A 16,432-nucleotide genomic window follows, 5' to 3' on the forward strand; every position below is an offset into this window, starting at 1 on the left:
CCGCCGCATCGAGGTAGAGCGGTGCACCGCTCTACCTCGATGCGGCGGTACTACCTCGGCGAGGTCCGGGGATCGGGTCCATCGAACGAGATCCAGACGTCGGGGGGTAGGTCGGCGCGGCCGGGGACTGGGCGGCGCTGCTCGTGCCAGGCCTCGCCGCTGAGCTCCGTCGCGACCCGGCGCCAGAAGAGCACCGCGCCCACGTTCTCGTCCTGAAACGCGACCTCCCAGGGGCCGGGGTGCAGCTCGACGAGCGCCCGAACCGCATTCAGGCCGACCGCGCGCCGCCGCGCGCCGCGCACGACGAAGCAGGAATTGAGCACCCGCACCGGGCCGCGCAGGCCCCGGACCAGAGCCAGTCCCACCGGACGGTCGCCGGACTCCATGAGATAGGCCGCCCAGTCCGGGTCGGTGAACGCCGCCCGGAGCCGGTCGCCGCGAAACGTCCCGTCCGGCTCCGGCAACACCCCTCGAAACTCGGACAGGTCGTGCCGAAACATCAGCCACAGGCGTTCGAGCACGGCCCGGTCATCGCCGTTCGCGCGGCGCAGCGTCATCGTGGACATCGGATCTCCTCAGCAGGACGGACAGGGCACAAAAAAACCTCCCGACCGGAGGAGATTCACGGTCGCGAGGCTTCTCGGATCATTCTACTGGGCGCGCCGACATCACCGCAGGCTGCTCAGGAGCGCGCCAGCCGGCGTCAACGCTCAGTGAGAGCCGGTACCGCACTCCGCTGGCCGCAACGCCGACGAGTCATGAGCGCAAGGACGAGCACCGCGAGCAGGAAGAGCACGACGAATATCCCCATCGCGAGGGTGTCGGCCGCCGTCGACGAGCCCGTGGTTCGTTCCCAGACCACCGTCGCGACAACACCCACGACGAGGGCACCGGTGACAGCCGCCGCGCGGCCAGCCCAGCGGGCAAGGCCCACGAGCGGTCGCCCTGCCCGGTCATCAGCCAGCGCGAGCGCGTTGATGACCCCGAGGGAGGCGGAGACCGGCGCACCTATGGCGGCGAGGACCGCGAGGCACACCAACGAAGGCGTGGGCGACGTTGAAAGGGACGTCTGGCTCATCTGGGAGAGAAAGTAGGCCTCCCCCACAAGCCCTAGCGCCAAGACGAGACCGTTGAGGGAACGCGCGATACCTTGCTTGCGCCACGCAGACCGGACGGGGCCAAAGATTCGAGTCATGCCAGTGCGCCCTTCGGCCAGCGCCCGTCGAGGAACCCACTGTTGTCGCCGACCTTCTGCTGGAGCGCGTTAAGGGCTGATTGGCAGCTGGACTTCAGCAGGATGCCGCCGGTGAACACGGCCGCTGCGGCAACGAGGAACGCTCCGGCGCCGATGAGGATCCCGGCAGGGATTCCCAGGATTGTCGCTGTCGAGGCCAACGCGCCAAGGATCCCGACGACGAGCGAGGCCAACGCGCCGAGGAGGCAACCGAAGAAGGTCCAGATGCCCGTCTTCACCGTGTCGAGGGCGCTGCTCATCCCGACAGCGATGGTCGACTGGACCTTGTCGAGCGCTGTCTTATGCAGCGAGATCCGTTGACGGTAATTGTCGGCGGCTTTGCCCGACCACGTCTCGTCGACCTCGAGGTTGCCCGCGTCGGCGACCTGCACCTTGGCACTCACCGGCGCACCGACGTCGGCATTCCACCTGGTCGACATATCGCTGAGCGCCCCTGGATCGCCCATGTTCCCCAAGATTTCCCCGATCGCATTCCAAAACTTCTCGGCCTCGGTGCAGATCTTCGTCCACGCGTCCTGAATCTGATCAGCCACGACTGCCGCCCACGAACCCACCGCGCTCAGGGCGCCGGACACGGCACGTTGTAGTTCCCCGAACTTCGTCTCAATCGTCTTGAGCAGGTCTCGGATCTCGTCTTCCAGAGTCATCGCACGGTCCTTCGTCGTCGAGAATGGCCGGTCACGGCGTGGGCTTCCAGAGCTTCACCAGGCGCTCCTGGGCGCTGACATCGATCGCCTCGTAGTCCGCCTTGACCTTTCGCAGCGTGCTAGCGATGAGCGCGGTCTCCTCCCCACCTTCGGTCAGAAGTCGCTGGGCACGAGCCCTTGCGGACTCGTAGTAGGCCTCGAGGCCGACGTCGGTTGCAGCCCACGAGAGCTGGACGGCCGAGAGATTCAGCTCCGCAGCGGTCGAACCCGCCGTTGCCAGCGTGGTCGCAGCCCCGTCCCAGAGTCTGGCGTCGTGCTCCAACGCGTCGAGGTTCACACTGAAGTTCATCTGATCGTGCCTTCCTGTTCGATCCGGTCCGAGAACGCTCAGCGACGCAGGCGCAGGCGTTCGGCGAGAGCCCGCGGGTCACTGGCCAGCGCTTGGAGCCGCCCGAGATCACTGGCAGCGAGCACATCGGCGACGCTTCTCCCCGCCAACAAGCGCAACGCGTCGTCCTGGGCCACGAGCGTCTCGCGGCCGATGTTCGCGACGTGCGCCCGCTCGAGCCAGGTCGCGTCGTACTGGATCCTCTGAACCTCGCCGTCACCGCTGAGCTGAAGATGTACGCGGCCGCGCGCGCTGCGGCCGGTGACCTGCGACCGCTGCAGCGCTGCGACATCTGCCGACGCCGAGTCGATGCTGTCGTTGATCTCACGCACGAACGCTGCCATCGCCTCGAGGGTCGCGTCCGACTCCGCTCGGGAGGTCGAACCCCGCGTCATGACCTCGTCCAACTTCGCGCCGAAGCTCTCGCTGAACGACGGCATCGGTCGAGTCGATGGCGGGGCCTCATCGAGCCCCTCCGCGAAGCCCGTCCCGAACTGCTCGAGACGATTCAGGCGCGCGGCGGAGTACGCCTCGACCACCGCGGCACCCACTGCGGTGGGCTCGACCTTGGTGCGCCAGGCTGTCGCGACCCTCACGTCCTTGAGTCGACCCTCGCCGGTCACGGTCGCCGCGACCATCCCGGTCGCGTCGTGTGCGCTGAAGTTGCCGGGACCCTTGACCGCCGCCGCTGTGAAGCGCTGAGACATGCGGTCCGTACTGTCGCGAAGGTCCGCGATCTGTTCGATGGGATCTGTCGGCATCGTCGGACTTCCCCTGATCGGGCCTGGCACCGAACTGCGGACCGGGGCGGCTCTACTTCGGCGGGGGTGGAACGGGCTACTGGACGTCCCCCGGCCAGCCCAGCCGACCCCGCACCGCGCCGCCGGCCAGACCGCCGACGGGCAGCGCGCCGCCGAGCGCCCGGGTCAGCCGTCCACCGGCGGCGTCCCGCGCGGGCATCGCGCTCAGCAACCGCGACGCCGTCAGCTCATCCACCACGAGGTCCGTCACCACCCCGGACCGCAGCGCGGCCAGCAGCGGCACCACCTTGTTGTCCCCGGCCACGACGCAGATCCGGCGCGGCACGCGGTGCAGCTCCGCCGGCGTCGGGCCGGTCGCGCGCGAGTTCAGCGCGATGTCCTCGTAGCTTCCGTCGGCCCGCAGGAAGACGGTGCACACGTCGCCGACCACGCCCTCGGCGTGCAGGGTGCGCACGTCGTCGTCGTCCAGGTACCCGGCCGCGTACACGTGGCTGGGCACCGCACCCGCGACTGCCCCGACCGAGAACAGCGCGATGTCCGCGCGCCGTTGCTCGTCGAGCACGCGGCGCACCGAGCGCTCGCGCCACATCGCCGCCTTGGTGTCGGGGAAGTCGAAGAACGCCGGCACGGGGAAGTGGTTCACCGCGGCGTCGAAGGCGGAGCCGAAGCTGGAGATGAGGTCGCTCGCGTACTCGATCCCGCTCGTGCGGTAGTTCGCGGCCCCGTTCAGCTGCACCACCGCGCTGCCACGGGTCGGCTTGTGCGCCAGGTGCCGGCTGACGGCCGCGAGCGTCGTCCCCCACGCGATCCCCAGGATCATGTCGGAGTCGAACCACGAGGCGAGCAGCTTCGCCGTCGTGATCGCGACCTGGTCCAGCCGCTCGAGGTGCCCGGCCGAGTCGGGCACCGGCACCACGTAGCTCGAGATCCCGAACGCCTGACTGATGCTGCGGCCCAGCCCGGGCGCCCTGCTGCTCGCGGGCCGGAGGGAAATTTCTACCAGTCCCATCGCGCGCGCACGCTTGATGAGCCGGGAGACCGTCGACCGCGAGGTGTGCAGGTGCCGCGCGATGACCTCCATCTTCATGTCCTGCAAGTAGTACATGGCCGCCGCCCGAAGGACGTCCTGCTCACCGTCGTTGGCCATCGGGTTCTCCTGTCTCTGCACGTTCGTGCATAGCGGTTGCGCGTTCGTTCGCAACACCGACAGCATAGGAGCGTCGCCCGGTCGACACCTCGACGATGCCGTCGGGAGCCTCGGGGGGCGCGTGGTCCGAGCGTGACCACGGGGCGAGGAGGACAAAGTGAAGACGGCGGCACTCACGGCGCAGACGCGGGCAGCGGCCCTCGAAGCGCTCCAGGCGAGCACCAGCACCGGCCAGGAGCTCGACGTCCTGGTCATCGGCGGCGGCGTCACGGGCGCCGGCATCGCGCTCGACGCGGTGACCCGTGGCCTCAAGGTCGGCATCGTCGAGGCCCAGGACTGGGCCAGCGGCACCTCGAGCCGGTCGAGCAAGCTCGTCCACGGCGGGCTGCGCTACCTCCAGATGCTCGACTTCCACCTCGTCCGCGAGGCGCTCACCGAGCGCGACCTGCTGCTCACGCGGCTCGCACCGCACCTGGTCCGCCCCGTCTCCTTCCTCTACCCGCTCGAGCACCGGCTGTGGGAGCGCGCCTACGTCGGCGCCGGCGTCGCGCTCTACGACACCCTGGCGAGCATCAACGGCCGCCGTCGGGCGCTCCCGCTGCACAGCCACGTGACCCGCCGCGGCCTCGAGAAGCTCTTTCCCGACCTCCGGCACGACGCCGCGATCGGCGCCGTGCGCTACTGGGACGCGAGCGTCGACGACGCGCGCCTGGTCTCCACGATCGTCCGCACCGCCGCGACCTACGGGGCCGCCGCGGCCACGCGCACCCAGGTGGTCGCGATGTCGACCAACGAGAGCGGCTCGGTCACCGGCGCCACCGTCGAGGACCTCGAGACCGGGAACCGGTTCGACGTCCGCGCGCGCCAGGTCGTCAACGCGACCGGCGTCTGGACCGAGGAGACCGAGTCGCTCGCCGGGACCGACGGCGGCCTGCGCGTGCTCGCCTCGAAGGGCATCCACATCGTCGTCCCGCGGGACCGCATCGCGGGCGACACCGGCCTGATCCTGCAGACCGAGAAGAGCGTGCTCTTCATCATCCCGTGGTCGCGCTACTGGGTGATCGGGACGACCGACACCCCCTGGAAGCAGGAGCTGGTGCACCCCGTCGCGACCGCCGCCGACGTCGAGTACGTCATCGACCACGCGAACACGGTGCTGGCACGGCCGATCTCGCGCAAGGACGTCATCGGCACCTGGGCCGGGCTGCGGCCGCTGCTCCAGCCGGGCACCAAGGAGGGCACGTCGTCGTCGAAGGTCTCCCGTGAGCACACCGTCGCCTCGCCGACCCCGGGCCTCACCGTGATCGCGGGCGGCAAGCTCACGACCTACCGGGTGATGGCCAAGGACGCGATCGACTTCGCGCTGGCCGGACGTGCGCACTCGCTGCCGTCGATCACCGACACGATCCCGCTCGCCGGCGCCGAGGGCCTGCGCGTGCTGCAGCGCCAGGCCTCGACCATCGGGCGCAAGTACGGCTGGAGCAAAGCCATGCTCGACCACCTGCTGCACCGCTACGGCTCGCTGCTGAGCGAGCTGGTCGAGACCGTGGACGCCGACCCGGGCCTGCGAGCCCCGCTCGAGCACGCACCCGCGTACCTGCGGGCCGAGATCGCGTACGCCGTCACGCACGAGGGCGCCCTGCACCTGGACGACGTCCTCATGCACCGCACCCGGCTCAACTACGAGCAGGCCGACCGCGGCCTGAGCGCGGTCGACGAGATCGCGGAGATCATCTCCCCGCTCCTCGGCTGGGACGACGACGCGCGGGCGCGCGAGATCGCCGCCTACCGCGAGCGCGCCGAGGCCGAGGCCGAGGCCGAGCTCCAGCCCGACGACGAGTCGGCCGAGCAGGTCCGCCTCAAGGCAGTGGAGATCGCCCCCCTGAGGGCAGTGTCCGCGCCCTGACGATTTCCGTCCGGGCCGCCCAGCAGGGGGGATTGGACGGAGCAAGAGTTCCGGGCGCCCTCGCCCGGGACAGCATGTGACAACGACGTCAAGAAATGAGGTAGACCGTGGACAGTCTCCTTGCCGACGCCTTCGTGTCGGAGATACTCGGCACCGCCACTCTGCTCCTGCTCGGTGCCGGTGTGGTGGCCACAGTGATCCTGCCGAAGAGCAAGGGATTCGACGGCGGATGGCTTCTCATCAACTTCGGCTGGGGCTTTGCGGTCTTCGCGGGTGTGTTCGTCGCGTACAAGTCGGGCGCGCACCTCAACCCGGCCGTGACCCTCGGGCTGTTCGTCGCGGGCGCTGACTTCACCAAGGGCATCGACCCGACGATCCCCCACCTGCTCGTGTACTGGGCCGGCGAGCTGCTCGGGGCCTTCCTCGGCGCCGTGCTCGCGTTCCTCGCCTTCAAGAAGCACTTCGACGAGGAGGCCGACCCCGGCACCAAGCTCGCGGTCTTCTCGACCGGTCCGGCGATCCGGTCCTACGGCTGGAACTTCGTCACCGAGGTCCTCGGCACGTTCGTGCTGCTGTTCTGGATCATGGTCAGCGGGAAGACGCCGACCGGCCTCGGCCCGCTAGGCGTGGCGCTGATCGTCGTCAGCATCGGTGCGAGCCTCGGTGGCCCCACCGGGTACGCGATCAACCCGGCACGTGACCTCGGCCCGCGCATCGCGCACGCTCTGCTGCCAATCAAGGGCAAGGGTTCGAGCGACTGGTCCTACGCCTGGGTCCCCGTCCTCGGTCCGCTCGTCGGCGGCGCGCTCGGTGGCCTGGTCGGTCACTGGTACGTCGGCTGACACCGGCGGTTCCACCCCATCGGGCGGGGCGCACCCGAGCACAGCCGCACGCGGCGCGCCCCGCCCGCTCTTCACCTCAAGAAGACATCTGCACGCCAAGAAATCGCACCATCTCGACACGGAGGATTGACGCACATGGCTGACTACGTTCTCGCTATCGACCAGGGCACCACCAGCTCCCGGGCGATCATCTTCAACCACGGCGGCACGATCGTGGAGACCGGCCAGCTCGAGCACGAGCAGATCTTCCCGCGCGCGGGCTGGGTCGAGCACGACGCCGCGGAGATCTGGACGAACGTCCGTGAGGTCGTCGGCATCGTCCTCGCGCGCGCGAACCTCACGCACGCCGACCTCGCCGCCGTCGGCATCACGAACCAGCGCGAGACCGCCGTCGTCTGGGACAAGAAGACCGGCAAGCCCGTGTACAACGCGATCGTCTGGCAGGACACCCGCACGCAGAAGATCGCCGAGGCACTCGGCGCGCTCGGCGGCGGGGCGGACCGCTACAAGGACCGCGTCGGCCTGCCGCTGGCCACGTACTTCTCGGGCCCGAAGATCAAGTGGATCCTCGACAACGTCGACGGCGCGCGCGCCAAGGCGGAGGCCGGCGACCTGCTGTTCGGCAACACCGACTCGTGGGTGCTGTGGAACATGACCGGCGGGGTCGACGGCGGCGTGCACGTCACGGACCCGACGAACGCGTCGCGCACCATGCTGATGAACCTCGACACGCTCACGTGGAACGAGGAGATCGCGGCGGAGATGACCATCCCGCTGTCGATGCTCCCCGAGATCCGCTCGTCGTCCGAGGTCTACGGCACCGGCCGCCCGGGCGGTCTCGTGCCCGGCGTACCGATCGCCGGCATCCTGGGCGACCAGCAGGCCGCGACGTTCGGGCAGGCCTGCTTCGAGGTCGGCAACGCCAAGAACACCTACGGCACCGGCAACTTCATGCTGCTCAACACGGGCACCGAACCGATCCCGTCGAAGAACGGCCTGCTCACCACGGTCGCGTACAAGATCGGCGACCAGCCGACGGTGTACGCGCTCGAGGGCTCGATCGCCGTGACCGGCTCGCTCGTGCAGTGGCTGCGCGACAACCTCGGCATGATCACGACGGCACCGGAGATCGAGGAGCTCGCCAAGACGGTCGACGACAACGGCGGCGCCTACTTCGTGCCGGCGTTCTCGGGCCTGTTCGCGCCGTACTGGCGCGCGGACGCCCGCGGTGCGCTGGTCGGCCTGACCCGGTACGTCAACAAGGGTCACATCGCCCGCGCGGCCCTGGAGGCCACCGCCTTCCAGACGCGCGAGGTGCTCGACGCCATGAACGCCGACTCCGGCGTCGACCTGACCGAGCTCAAGGTCGACGGCGGCATGGTCCAGAACGAGACCCTGATGCAGTTCCAGGCCGACATCCTCGGCGTTCCGGTGATCCGTCCGCAGGTTGCCGAGACGACCGCCCTCGGCGCCGCCTACGCAGCCGGCATCGCGGTCGGGTTCTGGTCCGGCGAGCAGGACGTCATCGACAACTGGGCCGAGGACAAGCGCTGGGAGCCGAACATGGACTCCGCCGAGCGCGACCGCCAGTACCGGCTCTGGAAGAAGGCCGTCACGAAGACCTTCGACTGGATCGACGAAGACGTGAAGTAGCACTACTCCGCAACGTCCGAGCGTTGACGTCCTATAGGACGTCAACGCTCGGACGTTGCGGGTTTCTTTGTCGGGTCAGCGGTCGACGCGGGCTCCGCCGCCGCCGGCTAGCTTGAGGACCTCGGCCTTCGTCACCATGGTGGTGTCGCCGGGGGTGGTCATCGCCAGCGCGCCGTGCGCGGCGCCGTACTCGACGGCGGTCTGCAGCGGCTCGCCCTCGAGCAGGCCGTAGATCAGGCCGGACGCGAACGAGTCGCCGCCGCCGACGCGGTCCATGATCTCCAGGCGCTCGCGGTGCGTGGCCTGCACGACGCCGGTCGACGGCGACCAGGCGATGGCGCCCCAGTCGTTGATGCTGGCCGAACGCACGGTCCGCATCGTGGTGCCGATGACCCTGAAGTTCGGGTACGCGGCCGCGGCCTTCTCGATCATCGCGGCGAACTTGTCGACCTCGAGCGCCGACAGGCTCTCGTCGACGCCCTCGACCTCGAAGCCGAGGCTCGCGGTGAAGTCCTCCTCGTTGCCGATCATCACGTCGATGTACTGCGCGATCTCGCGGTTGACCTCCTGCGCCTTGGCCTGGCCGCCGATCGCCTTCCACAGGCTCGGGCGGTAGTTCAGGTCGTAGGAGACGACCGTGCCGTACTTCTTCGCCGCGGTGACGGCCTCGACGACGGTCTCGGCGGCGGACTCGCTCAGCGCGGCGAAGATCCCGCCGGTGTGCAGCCAGCGCACCCCGAGCTCGCCGAACAGGTGGTCCCAGTCGACGTCGCCGGGCTTCATCTGGGACACGGCCGTGTTGCCGCGGTCGGAGACCCCGACGGCACCCCGCACGCCGAACCCGCGCTCGGTGAAGTTCAGGCCGTTGCGCACTCCGCGCCCGATCCCGTCGTAGGGCACCCAGTTGATGAACGAGGTGTCCAGGCCGCCGGTGAGGATGAAGTCCTCGACCAGGCGCCCGATCTCGTTGTCCGCGAGCGCGGTGACGATCGCGCCGCGCAGGCCGAACGCACGCCGCAGGCCACGGGCGACGTTGTACTCCCCGCCGCCCTCCCAGGCGCGGAACGAGCGCGCCGTGCGGATGCGCCCCTCGCCGGGATCCAGCCGCAGCATCACCTCGCCGAGGGACACCGCGTCGAAGCGGCACTCGGAGGCGGGTCGCAGGTTGAGGTGAGGCATTGTCGAGATCCTTGTCGTGGGTGGGTCGGCGGGACGGTTCGGCGGGTGCGGTGCGGGTCAGAGCGAGGCGGCGAGCGCGACGGCGTCGGCGGTGAGCTTCACGATGCCCGCGAAGTCGCCGGCCTTGACCAGCGCGTTCGGCACCATCCACGAGCCGCCGACGGCGACGACGGACGGCAGTGCCAGGTAGTCCCCGAGGTTCTTCGGGCCGACGCCGCCGGTGGGCACGAAGCTGACGCCGACGAACGGGGCCGAGAGCGCCTTGATCGCGGGCGCGCCGCCGGAGGTGCCCGCCGGGAAGAACTTGACCGTGGTCAGCCCGAGCTCGAGCGCGGCCTGGATCTCGGTCGCGGTGATCGCGCCCGGGAGGACCGTCACGCCGTGCTCCTGGCACCGCTCGACGACGGCGCGGCTCAGGCCGGGCGACACCACGTAGCTCGCGCCGGCGGCCACTGCCTGGTCGACCTGCGCGGCGGTGAGCACGGTGCCCGCGCCGACCAGGATGTCGCCGCGGTCGGCCATCGCACGGATGGCGTCCTGCGCGGCCGCGGTGCGGAACGTGACCTCCGCGACCGGCAGGCCGCCGGCGACCAGCGCACCAGCCAGGGCATCGGCGTCCTTGGCGTCGTCGAGCACGACGACGGGGACGAGGCGTGCGGTGCTCAGGGCTGACAGGACGTCCATCGTTGGATCCGTTTCGCTAGGTGAAACACAAGTGTCACTCTCAGAAACGATCCTCTCATACCACGCCCCGCAACGGGGAAATCAGAGGCCGCAATACGCCTCCCGTGGACAAACTGCGCACAAACGTGCGAACTGCGCACATCGGATGTGCGCATTGCGCACCGATGTGCGCAGTCTGCGGCGGGAGCGTGCGGTTCGCTCGTCGGTTACGGGGTGGGGAGGGAGAGGGCGGGAGGTAGCAGCGGGGGCAGGATCTGCTGGATCTGGGTGTGCAGCCACTCGATGCGATCGGGGGTCATGCGCTCGGCGGGGGCGGTGATGCTCACGGCGGCGATCGCGACGCCCGCGCGCAGCAGCGGGACGGCGAGGCAGCTGATGCCGGCCTCGTTCTCCTGGTCCTCGGTCGCGTAGCCGCGGCTGCGGGCCAGCTCCAGGATCGACCAGACCTGGTCGGCGTCGAGCACCGGACGCGCGATCGCCCCGTTCTCGCTCGTGCCGCTCTGGCTCGTCCCTTGCGTGCTCGACCCGATCTCGCTCGCCGCGCGCACGTACCCGGGCAGCGCGGACCGCTCGGTGCCGCGGTACGCGAGCAGGGCCCGGCCGAGCGCCGTCGTGACCGCCGCACGGCGCCGCCCGACGGCGGACCACACCCGCACCGATCGCTCGGGCTCGACCTTGTCGAGGTAGACCACCTGTGTCCCACTCAGCACGCCGAGGTGCACGAGCTCGGCAGCGGCCCCGCACAGCGCGACCAGCGCCGGGTGCAGCAGGACGGGCAGGTTCTCGTCGCCGAAGAAGTCCTCGGCGAGCTGGGTGGCCGACGGCCCAAGCAGGTAGGTGCCCGACGCCGGATCCTGGGTCACGAACCCCCGGAACCGCAGCGCGGCCAGCGACCGGTGGACCGTCGACTTGTTCAGCCCGAGGTCGGCCGCGAGTTCGGCGAGGCCGATCCCCCGCGCACCGGCCTCCGCGAGCGCCTGGAGCACGAGCAGCGCCCGATCGACGCTCTCCACGGGTGAGGTGTCCACTCCCGACACTGCAGCCAACTTTCTTCTCGAGACGAGCGGGCCGGCGCACCACCCGTGAGGTTCAGCCTGCCACCCCGGCCCAACCCCGTTCGCCCGTGATCACCCCCATCACCCGATCACCCGCATCCCTCGTGATCACCCCCATCACCCGTGATCACCGCCATCACCCGTGATCACCGCCATCACCCCCGGGACGTCCGAGCGTTGACGTCCTATAGGACGTCAACGCTCGGACGTTGGCGGGAGGCGGGGGTTGGCGTCCGTGGTTCAGGTCCCGCTGCAGGTCCAGGTCCAGCTCGAGGCCCAGGTCGAGCTCGGCGACCGGCGGCGTTGGGGTCAGCGCACCCTCGTGCTCGAGCAGCGCTCGCTTGGTCCCGAGGCCGTAGTAGTAACCGCCCAGGTCACCGCCTGTGCGCAGCACCCGGTGGCACGGCACGAACGGCGCCAGCAGGTTGCGCGCGCACGCGCTGCCCGCCGCACGGACCGCCTTCGGGTTCCCCGCCGCCGCCGCGAGCTCGGCGTACGACGCCGTCCGCCCGGCCGGGATCGCCCGCATCGCACTCCACACCGCATGGAAGAACGGGCCGCCCGGCTGCTCGGCCGGCACGGCGTCGAGGGCTCCCCGCTCGCCCGCGGCGTATCTGCGCACCGCGCCGACGACGGCGCCGAGGGCTGGGTCCGCGGCGGCGTCGACCTCGGTTAGCTCGCGCACTCCGCGCGCGAGCAACGGCTCGGGGAGCCGGGCTGCGGTCTCCCCGACGGGCTCGAACCCCGCGGCGCGCACGACGCCGTCCTCGGGGGTCACGACGAAGGCCAGGGTGCCACCCGGGGTCGGCACGGCGGTCGCCAGCAGGGGTGTCTCGGTCATCATCGGGTCCTCGGGTCGCTCGGGGGGCTGGCGGGCGGGACGGCGGCACGTGCGCCGGGAGGCCGAACGCGGCGACTCGGCACTCGGGCGACCTGCGGCACTCGGGCGGCTACCGGCTCTCGCGCTACCTGCGGCGCTCGGGCCGCCAACGGCACTCGGGCCAACGGCACTCAGGCCAACGGCACTCGGGCGGCCACCGGCGCTACCGCGCCCTGCGGGCGGTCGCGTCCCGCCCAGGCGGACCACAGGTGCTGCGCGGCGTACCCGCGCCAGGGGCTCCAGTCCGCCGCGAGGGCCACCGCCCCCACGATGTCGATCGGCCGCCCGGCGCCGCCGGGAAGCTCGGCGAGCGCCTTGCGGAGCACCAGGTCGCCGGCCGGGAACACGTCGGGGTCGCCCAGCGCGCGCAGCGCGACGTAGTCGGCGGTCCAGGGCCCGATCCCGGGCAGCGCGAGCAGGCGTGCGCGCACCTCCGCCCGGTCCGCGCCCGGTTCGAGCGCCAACCCGCCGGCGACGGCGGCCGCGAGCCCGGCAAGCGTCGCCGCCCGGGAGGCGGGCAGGCCGATCTCGCGCAGCCGGTCGGGTCCGGCAGCCGCGAGCGTGGACGCGTCCGGGAACACCCGCAGACCGTCGTAGGCCGGGCTGCCGTAGGTCTCGACCAGGCGGCCGGCCAGGGTGCGGGCTCCCGCGACCGAGACCTGCTGCCCGAGCACGGCGCGCACCGCGAGCTCGAAGGGGTCCGTGGTGCCGGGGATGCGCAGCCCGGGCCGCGCCGCGACGAGCGGGCCGAGGAGCGGGTCCGAGCCGAGCGCCTGCCGGACCAGCGCCGGGTCGGCGTCGAGGTCGAGCCAGCGGCGCAGCCGGGTGACCACCCCGGCGAGGTCCGCGAGGTCGGTGAGCGCGAGGCGCGCCGAGATCTCGCCGGGCACCCCGAACGAGATCGTCACCCGCACGGGGCCACGGGGAGCCGCGAGCAGCCGGGTCACGGTCCGCCCGCCGTCGATCCGCTCGAGCCCCGGGATCGCCCGACCCGCCACGTGGGCGAGCCAGCCGACGTCGTCGTACGGGCCGGTGTGCCGCAACCGCAGGGTCAGCTCGGCGGCGTCGACCGGCTCGCGCTCTTCCGAACCCGAGCCGGGATCCGGGGCGCGGCCGAGATCCGAAGCCGGGCGGGGATCGCGCGCGTCTCGGCTCCGGACCGCCGAAGCTCGCCGCAGGGTCGACGGTGGAGCGCCGAACTCCGCGCGCATCACGTCGTTGAACTGCCGCAGGCTCGCGAAGCCCGCCGCGAACGCGACGTCGATCATCGACAGTGCGGTCTGGTCGAGCAGCATCCGGGCCAGCTGCGCGCGGCGCGTTCGGGCCAACTGCAGAGGCGAGGCGCCGACCTCCGCGACGAGCAGCCGGTGCAGATGCCGGGGGCTCACGTGCATGCGCTCCGCGAGGCCGTGCACGCCGTGGGTGTCCACGGCGCCGTCGGCGATCGCCCGGAGCGCGCGGGCGGCGAGGTCACCGCGGACGTCCCAGTCGCGCGAGCCGGGCAGCGAGTCCGGCCGGCAGCGCCGGCAGGCCCGGAACCCGGCGGCGACCGCAGCCGCGGCGGCGGGGTAGAAGCGGCAGTTCTCGGCCTTGGGCGTGCGTGCCGGGCACGACGGACGGCAGTAGATGCCGGTGGACAGCACCCCGACGAAGAGCCGCCCGTCGAAGCGCGGGTCTCGCCCGCTGATCGCCCGGTACGCGGCCTGCGGGTCTTGCCAGGGCGCGACCGTCGGGGTGCTCATGCACCCATTCTCAGCCCCGCCCGACGGGGTGGCTCGCGGGTTTCGGACGGGGCAGTGCGCGCGCAGCCGAAGCGCGCCGCGCAGGCGCGGGAGCTTGCTCGGCTAGTCGGTCGGGCGCTGCTGCGGGACGCCGTTGAGCAGGTCGCGGACCTCGAGCTCGCGGTAGCGGCGGTGGCCGCCGAGCGTGCGGATCGACGAGAGCTTGCCGGCCTTCGCCCAGCGCGTGACCGTCTTGGGGTCGACTCGGAAAAGGTTCGCAACCTCCGACGGCGTGAGCAGGGCATCGGAGTCGGTTGCGTGAGTCAGCATGTTTTCCTCCACGTTGGCGGACATCAGGGAGTGCGGCTGTCGGGAACGAGACCCGTGAACAGGCTTGAGGGCTCCACGGGCTCAACCCGGATAAGAAGTCATCACCACAGGTGTATCAAATCCCCCCATGTCCGGCAGCAGTACGAAGGTCCCGATTTCGACCAGCCCGGTCCCGGCCAACCCAGGACCTAACCGGTCAAATCGCTCCTACCGGGACAAACAGGGTCCGATCGGTCGTCCCGGAGGCGGAACTCGAAACATCCGATGACTTTCCGCGTGTTCGCTCGTGGCGGAATAGTGTCCAGCATGAGAGACGGTCGCCCATGCGGTCTGGCCGCTCCCGCGGCGGCCGGATCGGCGCGGCGCGACGGCTCCGATGAGGGATCCGGGCCCCGCGTGCGGACGCTCGTCGGGCACCTGGCGGGCGCCCGCCAGAGGTTCACCCACCACCCAGACGCCGAGCCGCGCTCAGCTAGGTGGTCGGATGGGCTGGGGACCATGTAAAGTCGGCCTCGAACAGAGAAACCAGCACCCCGGGGCCGCACGTGTTGAAGAACACGGAGCCAGCCCGGCTTCTTACGTTAAGGGGGTCGATGCCATGGGGCGCGGCCGTCAGAAGGCCAAGCAGACGAAGGTTGCCCGGGAGCTGAAGTACTACTCCCCGGATACCAACTACCGAGCTCTCGAGCAAGAGCTCACGTCTCCGCCTGGCCGTACCGACGTAGTCACCGAGCGGCGCAAGCCTCCCGTCGACTCGAACAACGAGTCTGAAGCGGAACTTCGCTCCCGCTGGGCTGACGAGCTTTGAGTCTCGCCCGGGTCGCACACCGCGACCCGGGCGATTCGCTATTGCGTCCGGTAGCTCCCCGTCATCCGCACGGCACCGCCGTGCACCCCCTTGGAGCCCCGCACGATGTCCGCGCCCTGAGCCCCGTCGTCGACGCCCACGGTGCCGAGCACCCAGGCCGGCAGCCCGAGCGACGCGAGGTGACGCAGGGCAGCGTCCGCCCCGCTCGCTCCGGTGACCGCGACCATCCCGACACCGAGGTTCAGCGTCGCCTCCAGGTCGCTCCACGGCACCCGTCCGAGACCGCGCACGACGTCGAAGATCGCCGGCACCGTCCAGCTCGAGCGGTCAACGCTCGCGGCGAGACCGACCGGGAGCACCCGGGCCAGGTTGGCCGCGAGGCCGCCGCCGGTGATGTGGCTGTAGGCATGCACCTCGGCGCCGGCGTCGCGGGCCAGCGCGAGCAGGTCGGCGGAGTACACGCGGGTCGGGGTGAGCAGCTCCCCGCCCAGGGTCTTGCCGAGCTCCGGGACGTCGCGGTCGAGCTTCCAGCCGGCGACCTCGATCACCTTGCGGACCAGCGAGAAGCCGTTGGAGTGCAGCCCGGACGATGCGATCGCGATCACGACGTCGCCGTCGCGCACCTTGTCCGGACCGAGCAGGTCGGCCGCCTCGACGACGCCGACCGCCGCGCCCGCCACGTCGTACTCGGCCGGGCCCAGCAGGCCCGGGTGCTCGGCGGTCTCGCCGCCGACGAGGGCGACGCCGGCGACCTCGCAGGCTGCGGCGATGCCGCGCACGATGTCGGCGATCCGTTCCGGGACGACCTTCCCGCACGCGATGTAGTCGGTCATCATCAGCGGCGCGGCGCCGCACACGACGATGTCGTCCACGACCATTCCGACGAGGTCGAACCCGATCGTGTCGTGGATGTCGAGCGCCTGCGCGATCGCCACCTTGGTGCCGACCCCGTCGGTCGAGGAGGCCAGCAGCGGGCGGTCGTAGGACTTCAGCGCGCTGACGTCGAGCAGCCCGGCGAAGCCGCCGACCCCCCCGATGACCAGCGGGCCGTGGGTGCGCGCGACGGCGGCCTTCATCAGCTCGACGGCACGGTCGCCGGCGCTGGTGTCAACGCCGGCGTCGGCGTAGGTGAGGCCCGGGGTCTTGGCGGACGCGGCGGCGTCGGACATCAGGTCG

At 70.9% G+C, this 16,432-nt stretch carries 17 protein-coding genes; 4 read left to right on the forward strand and 13 right to left on the reverse strand.

The features are described 5' to 3' along the window. Positions 1-50: 50 nt before the first annotated feature. The 6 genes from VIM26_RS23895 to VIM26_RS23920 form a co-directional block, all read right to left on the reverse strand. Positions 51-566: a GNAT family N-acetyltransferase gene (locus VIM26_RS23895; protein ID WP_331955832.1), complete on the reverse strand. Its 516-nt coding sequence runs from the start codon at positions 564-566 to the stop codon at positions 51-53. Positions 567-703: 137 nt separating this feature from the next. Next, positions 704-1,036, reverse strand: a complete 333-nt coding sequence (locus VIM26_RS23900; RefSeq protein ID WP_331955833.1) for a hypothetical protein — start codon at positions 1,034-1,036, stop codon at positions 704-706. Positions 1,037-1,191: 155 nt separating this feature from the next. Then, positions 1,192-1,902: a hypothetical protein gene (locus tag VIM26_RS23905; RefSeq protein ID WP_331955834.1), complete on the reverse strand. Its 711-nt coding sequence runs from the start codon at positions 1,900-1,902 to the stop codon at positions 1,192-1,194. A gap of 31 nt (positions 1,903-1,933) precedes the next feature. After that, positions 1,934-2,251: a hypothetical protein gene (locus tag VIM26_RS23910; protein WP_331955835.1), complete on the reverse strand. Its 318-nt coding sequence runs from the start codon at positions 2,249-2,251 to the stop codon at positions 1,934-1,936. Between the two features lie 38 nt (positions 2,252-2,289). Further along, a complete protein-coding gene (locus VIM26_RS23915) occupies positions 2,290-2,997 on the reverse strand; it encodes a hypothetical protein (RefSeq protein WP_331955836.1) in 708 nt (235 codons plus the stop codon). A gap of 130 nt (positions 2,998-3,127) precedes the next feature. Then, positions 3,128-4,198 (reverse strand): sugar-binding transcriptional regulator, encoded by a 1,071-nt coding sequence (locus tag VIM26_RS23920; protein WP_331955837.1) that lies wholly within the window; start codon positions 4,196-4,198, stop codon positions 3,128-3,130. A gap of 157 nt (positions 4,199-4,355) precedes the next feature. Between VIM26_RS23920 and VIM26_RS23925 the strand changes: the two genes are divergently transcribed. The 3 genes from VIM26_RS23925 (at position 4,356) to glpK (ending at position 8,599) form a co-directional block, all read left to right on the forward strand. Then, positions 4,356-6,104: a glycerol-3-phosphate dehydrogenase/oxidase gene (locus VIM26_RS23925; protein WP_331955838.1), complete on the forward strand. Its 1,749-nt coding sequence runs from the start codon at positions 4,356-4,358 to the stop codon at positions 6,102-6,104. A 107-nt stretch (positions 6,105-6,211) separates the two neighbouring features. Further along, positions 6,212-6,946, forward strand: coding sequence for an MIP/aquaporin family protein (locus tag VIM26_RS23930; protein ID WP_331955839.1), 735 nt, complete (start codon positions 6,212-6,214; stop codon positions 6,944-6,946). 135 nt (positions 6,947-7,081) lie between these two features. Beyond that, a complete protein-coding gene (gene glpK / locus VIM26_RS23935) occupies positions 7,082-8,599 on the forward strand; it encodes a glycerol kinase GlpK (protein ID WP_331955840.1) in 1,518 nt (505 codons plus the stop codon). A 75-nt stretch (positions 8,600-8,674) separates the two neighbouring features. Here glpK and VIM26_RS23940 read toward each other — a convergent pair whose 3' ends face one another. The 6 genes from VIM26_RS23940 to VIM26_RS23965 all read right to left on the reverse strand — a co-directional run bounded on the left by VIM26_RS23940 (position 8,675) and on the right by VIM26_RS23965 (position 14,448). Next, entirely contained in the window at positions 8,675-9,778 is a 1,104-nt protein-coding gene (locus tag VIM26_RS23940; protein WP_331955841.1) for a sugar kinase, read from the reverse strand. Between the two features lie 57 nt (positions 9,779-9,835). Beyond that, on the reverse strand, positions 9,836-10,462 hold the full coding sequence (eda, locus tag VIM26_RS23945; protein WP_331955842.1) for a bifunctional 4-hydroxy-2-oxoglutarate aldolase/2-dehydro-3-deoxy-phosphogluconate aldolase: 627 nt from the start codon (positions 10,460-10,462) through the stop codon (positions 9,836-9,838). A 206-nt stretch (positions 10,463-10,668) separates the two neighbouring features. After that, the gene (locus VIM26_RS23950) at positions 10,669-11,490 is read right to left on the reverse strand and encodes an IclR family transcriptional regulator (protein ID WP_331955843.1); all 822 of its coding nucleotides are present in this window, start codon (positions 11,488-11,490) and stop codon (positions 10,669-10,671) included. Positions 11,491-11,653: 163 nt separating this feature from the next. Beyond that, a complete protein-coding gene (locus VIM26_RS23955) occupies positions 11,654-12,358 on the reverse strand; it encodes a methylated-DNA--[protein]-cysteine S-methyltransferase (protein WP_331955844.1) in 705 nt (234 codons plus the stop codon). Positions 12,359-12,528: 170 nt separating this feature from the next. Beyond that, entirely contained in the window at positions 12,529-14,139 is a 1,611-nt protein-coding gene (locus VIM26_RS23960; RefSeq protein ID WP_331955845.1) for a DNA-3-methyladenine glycosylase 2 family protein, read from the reverse strand. 102 nt (positions 14,140-14,241) lie between these two features. After that, positions 14,242-14,448, reverse strand: coding sequence for a BldC family transcriptional regulator (locus tag VIM26_RS23965; protein WP_331955846.1), 207 nt, complete (start codon positions 14,446-14,448; stop codon positions 14,242-14,244). Positions 14,449-15,046: 598 nt separating this feature from the next. Between VIM26_RS23965 and VIM26_RS23970 the strand changes: the two genes are divergently transcribed. Then, a complete protein-coding gene (locus tag VIM26_RS23970) occupies positions 15,047-15,256 on the forward strand; it encodes a DUF3073 domain-containing protein (protein WP_331955874.1) in 210 nt (69 codons plus the stop codon). A 38-nt stretch (positions 15,257-15,294) separates the two neighbouring features. On the opposite strand, the gene purM is transcribed toward VIM26_RS23970, so the two are convergent. Beyond that, entirely contained in the window at positions 15,295-16,425 is a 1,131-nt protein-coding gene (purM, locus tag VIM26_RS23975) for a phosphoribosylformylglycinamidine cyclo-ligase (protein ID WP_331955875.1), read from the reverse strand. Positions 16,426-16,432: the final 7 nt, after the last annotated feature.

The sequence above is a fragment of the Pengzhenrongella sp. genome (genome assembly GCF_036565025.1).
GTDB lineage: Bacteria > Actinomycetota > Actinomycetes > Actinomycetales > Cellulomonadaceae > Pengzhenrongella.

Coding starts and splice junctions, on each gene's coding strand:
- VIM26_RS23895 (WP_331955832.1), bottom strand. CDS start 566: ATGTCCACGATGACGCTGCGCCGCGCGAACGGCGATGACCGGGCCGTG.
- VIM26_RS23905 (WP_331955834.1), bottom strand. CDS start 1,902: ATGACTCTGGAAGACGAGATCCGAGACCTGCTCAAGACGATTGAGACG.
- VIM26_RS23910 (WP_331955835.1), bottom strand. CDS start 2,251: ATGAACTTCAGTGTGAACCTCGACGCGTTGGAGCACGACGCCAGACTC.
- VIM26_RS23915 (WP_331955836.1), bottom strand. CDS start 2,997: ATGTCTCAGCGCTTCACAGCGGCGGCGGTCAAGGGTCCCGGCAACTTC.
- VIM26_RS23920 (WP_331955837.1), bottom strand. CDS start 4,198: ATGGCCAACGACGGTGAGCAGGACGTCCTTCGGGCGGCGGCCATGTAC.
- glpK (WP_331955840.1), top strand. CDS start 7,082: ATGGCTGACTACGTTCTCGCTATCGACCAGGGCACCACCAGCTCCCGG.
- VIM26_RS23940 (WP_331955841.1), bottom strand. CDS start 9,778: ATGCCTCACCTCAACCTGCGACCCGCCTCCGAGTGCCGCTTCGACGCG.
- eda (WP_331955842.1), bottom strand. CDS start 10,462: ATGGACGTCCTGTCAGCCCTGAGCACCGCACGCCTCGTCCCCGTCGTC.
- VIM26_RS23955 (WP_331955844.1), bottom strand. CDS start 12,358: ATGACCGAGACACCCCTGCTGGCGACCGCCGTGCCGACCCCGGGTGGC.
- VIM26_RS23960 (WP_331955845.1), bottom strand. CDS start 14,139: ATGAGCACCCCGACGGTCGCGCCCTGGCAAGACCCGCAGGCCGCGTAC.
- VIM26_RS23965 (WP_331955846.1), bottom strand. CDS start 14,448: ATGCTGACTCACGCAACCGACTCCGATGCCCTGCTCACGCCGTCGGAG.
- VIM26_RS23970 (WP_331955874.1), top strand. CDS start 15,047: ATGGGGCGCGGCCGTCAGAAGGCCAAGCAGACGAAGGTTGCCCGGGAG.
- purM (WP_331955875.1), bottom strand. CDS start 16,425: ATGTCCGACGCCGCCGCGTCCGCCAAGACCCCGGGCCTCACCTACGCC.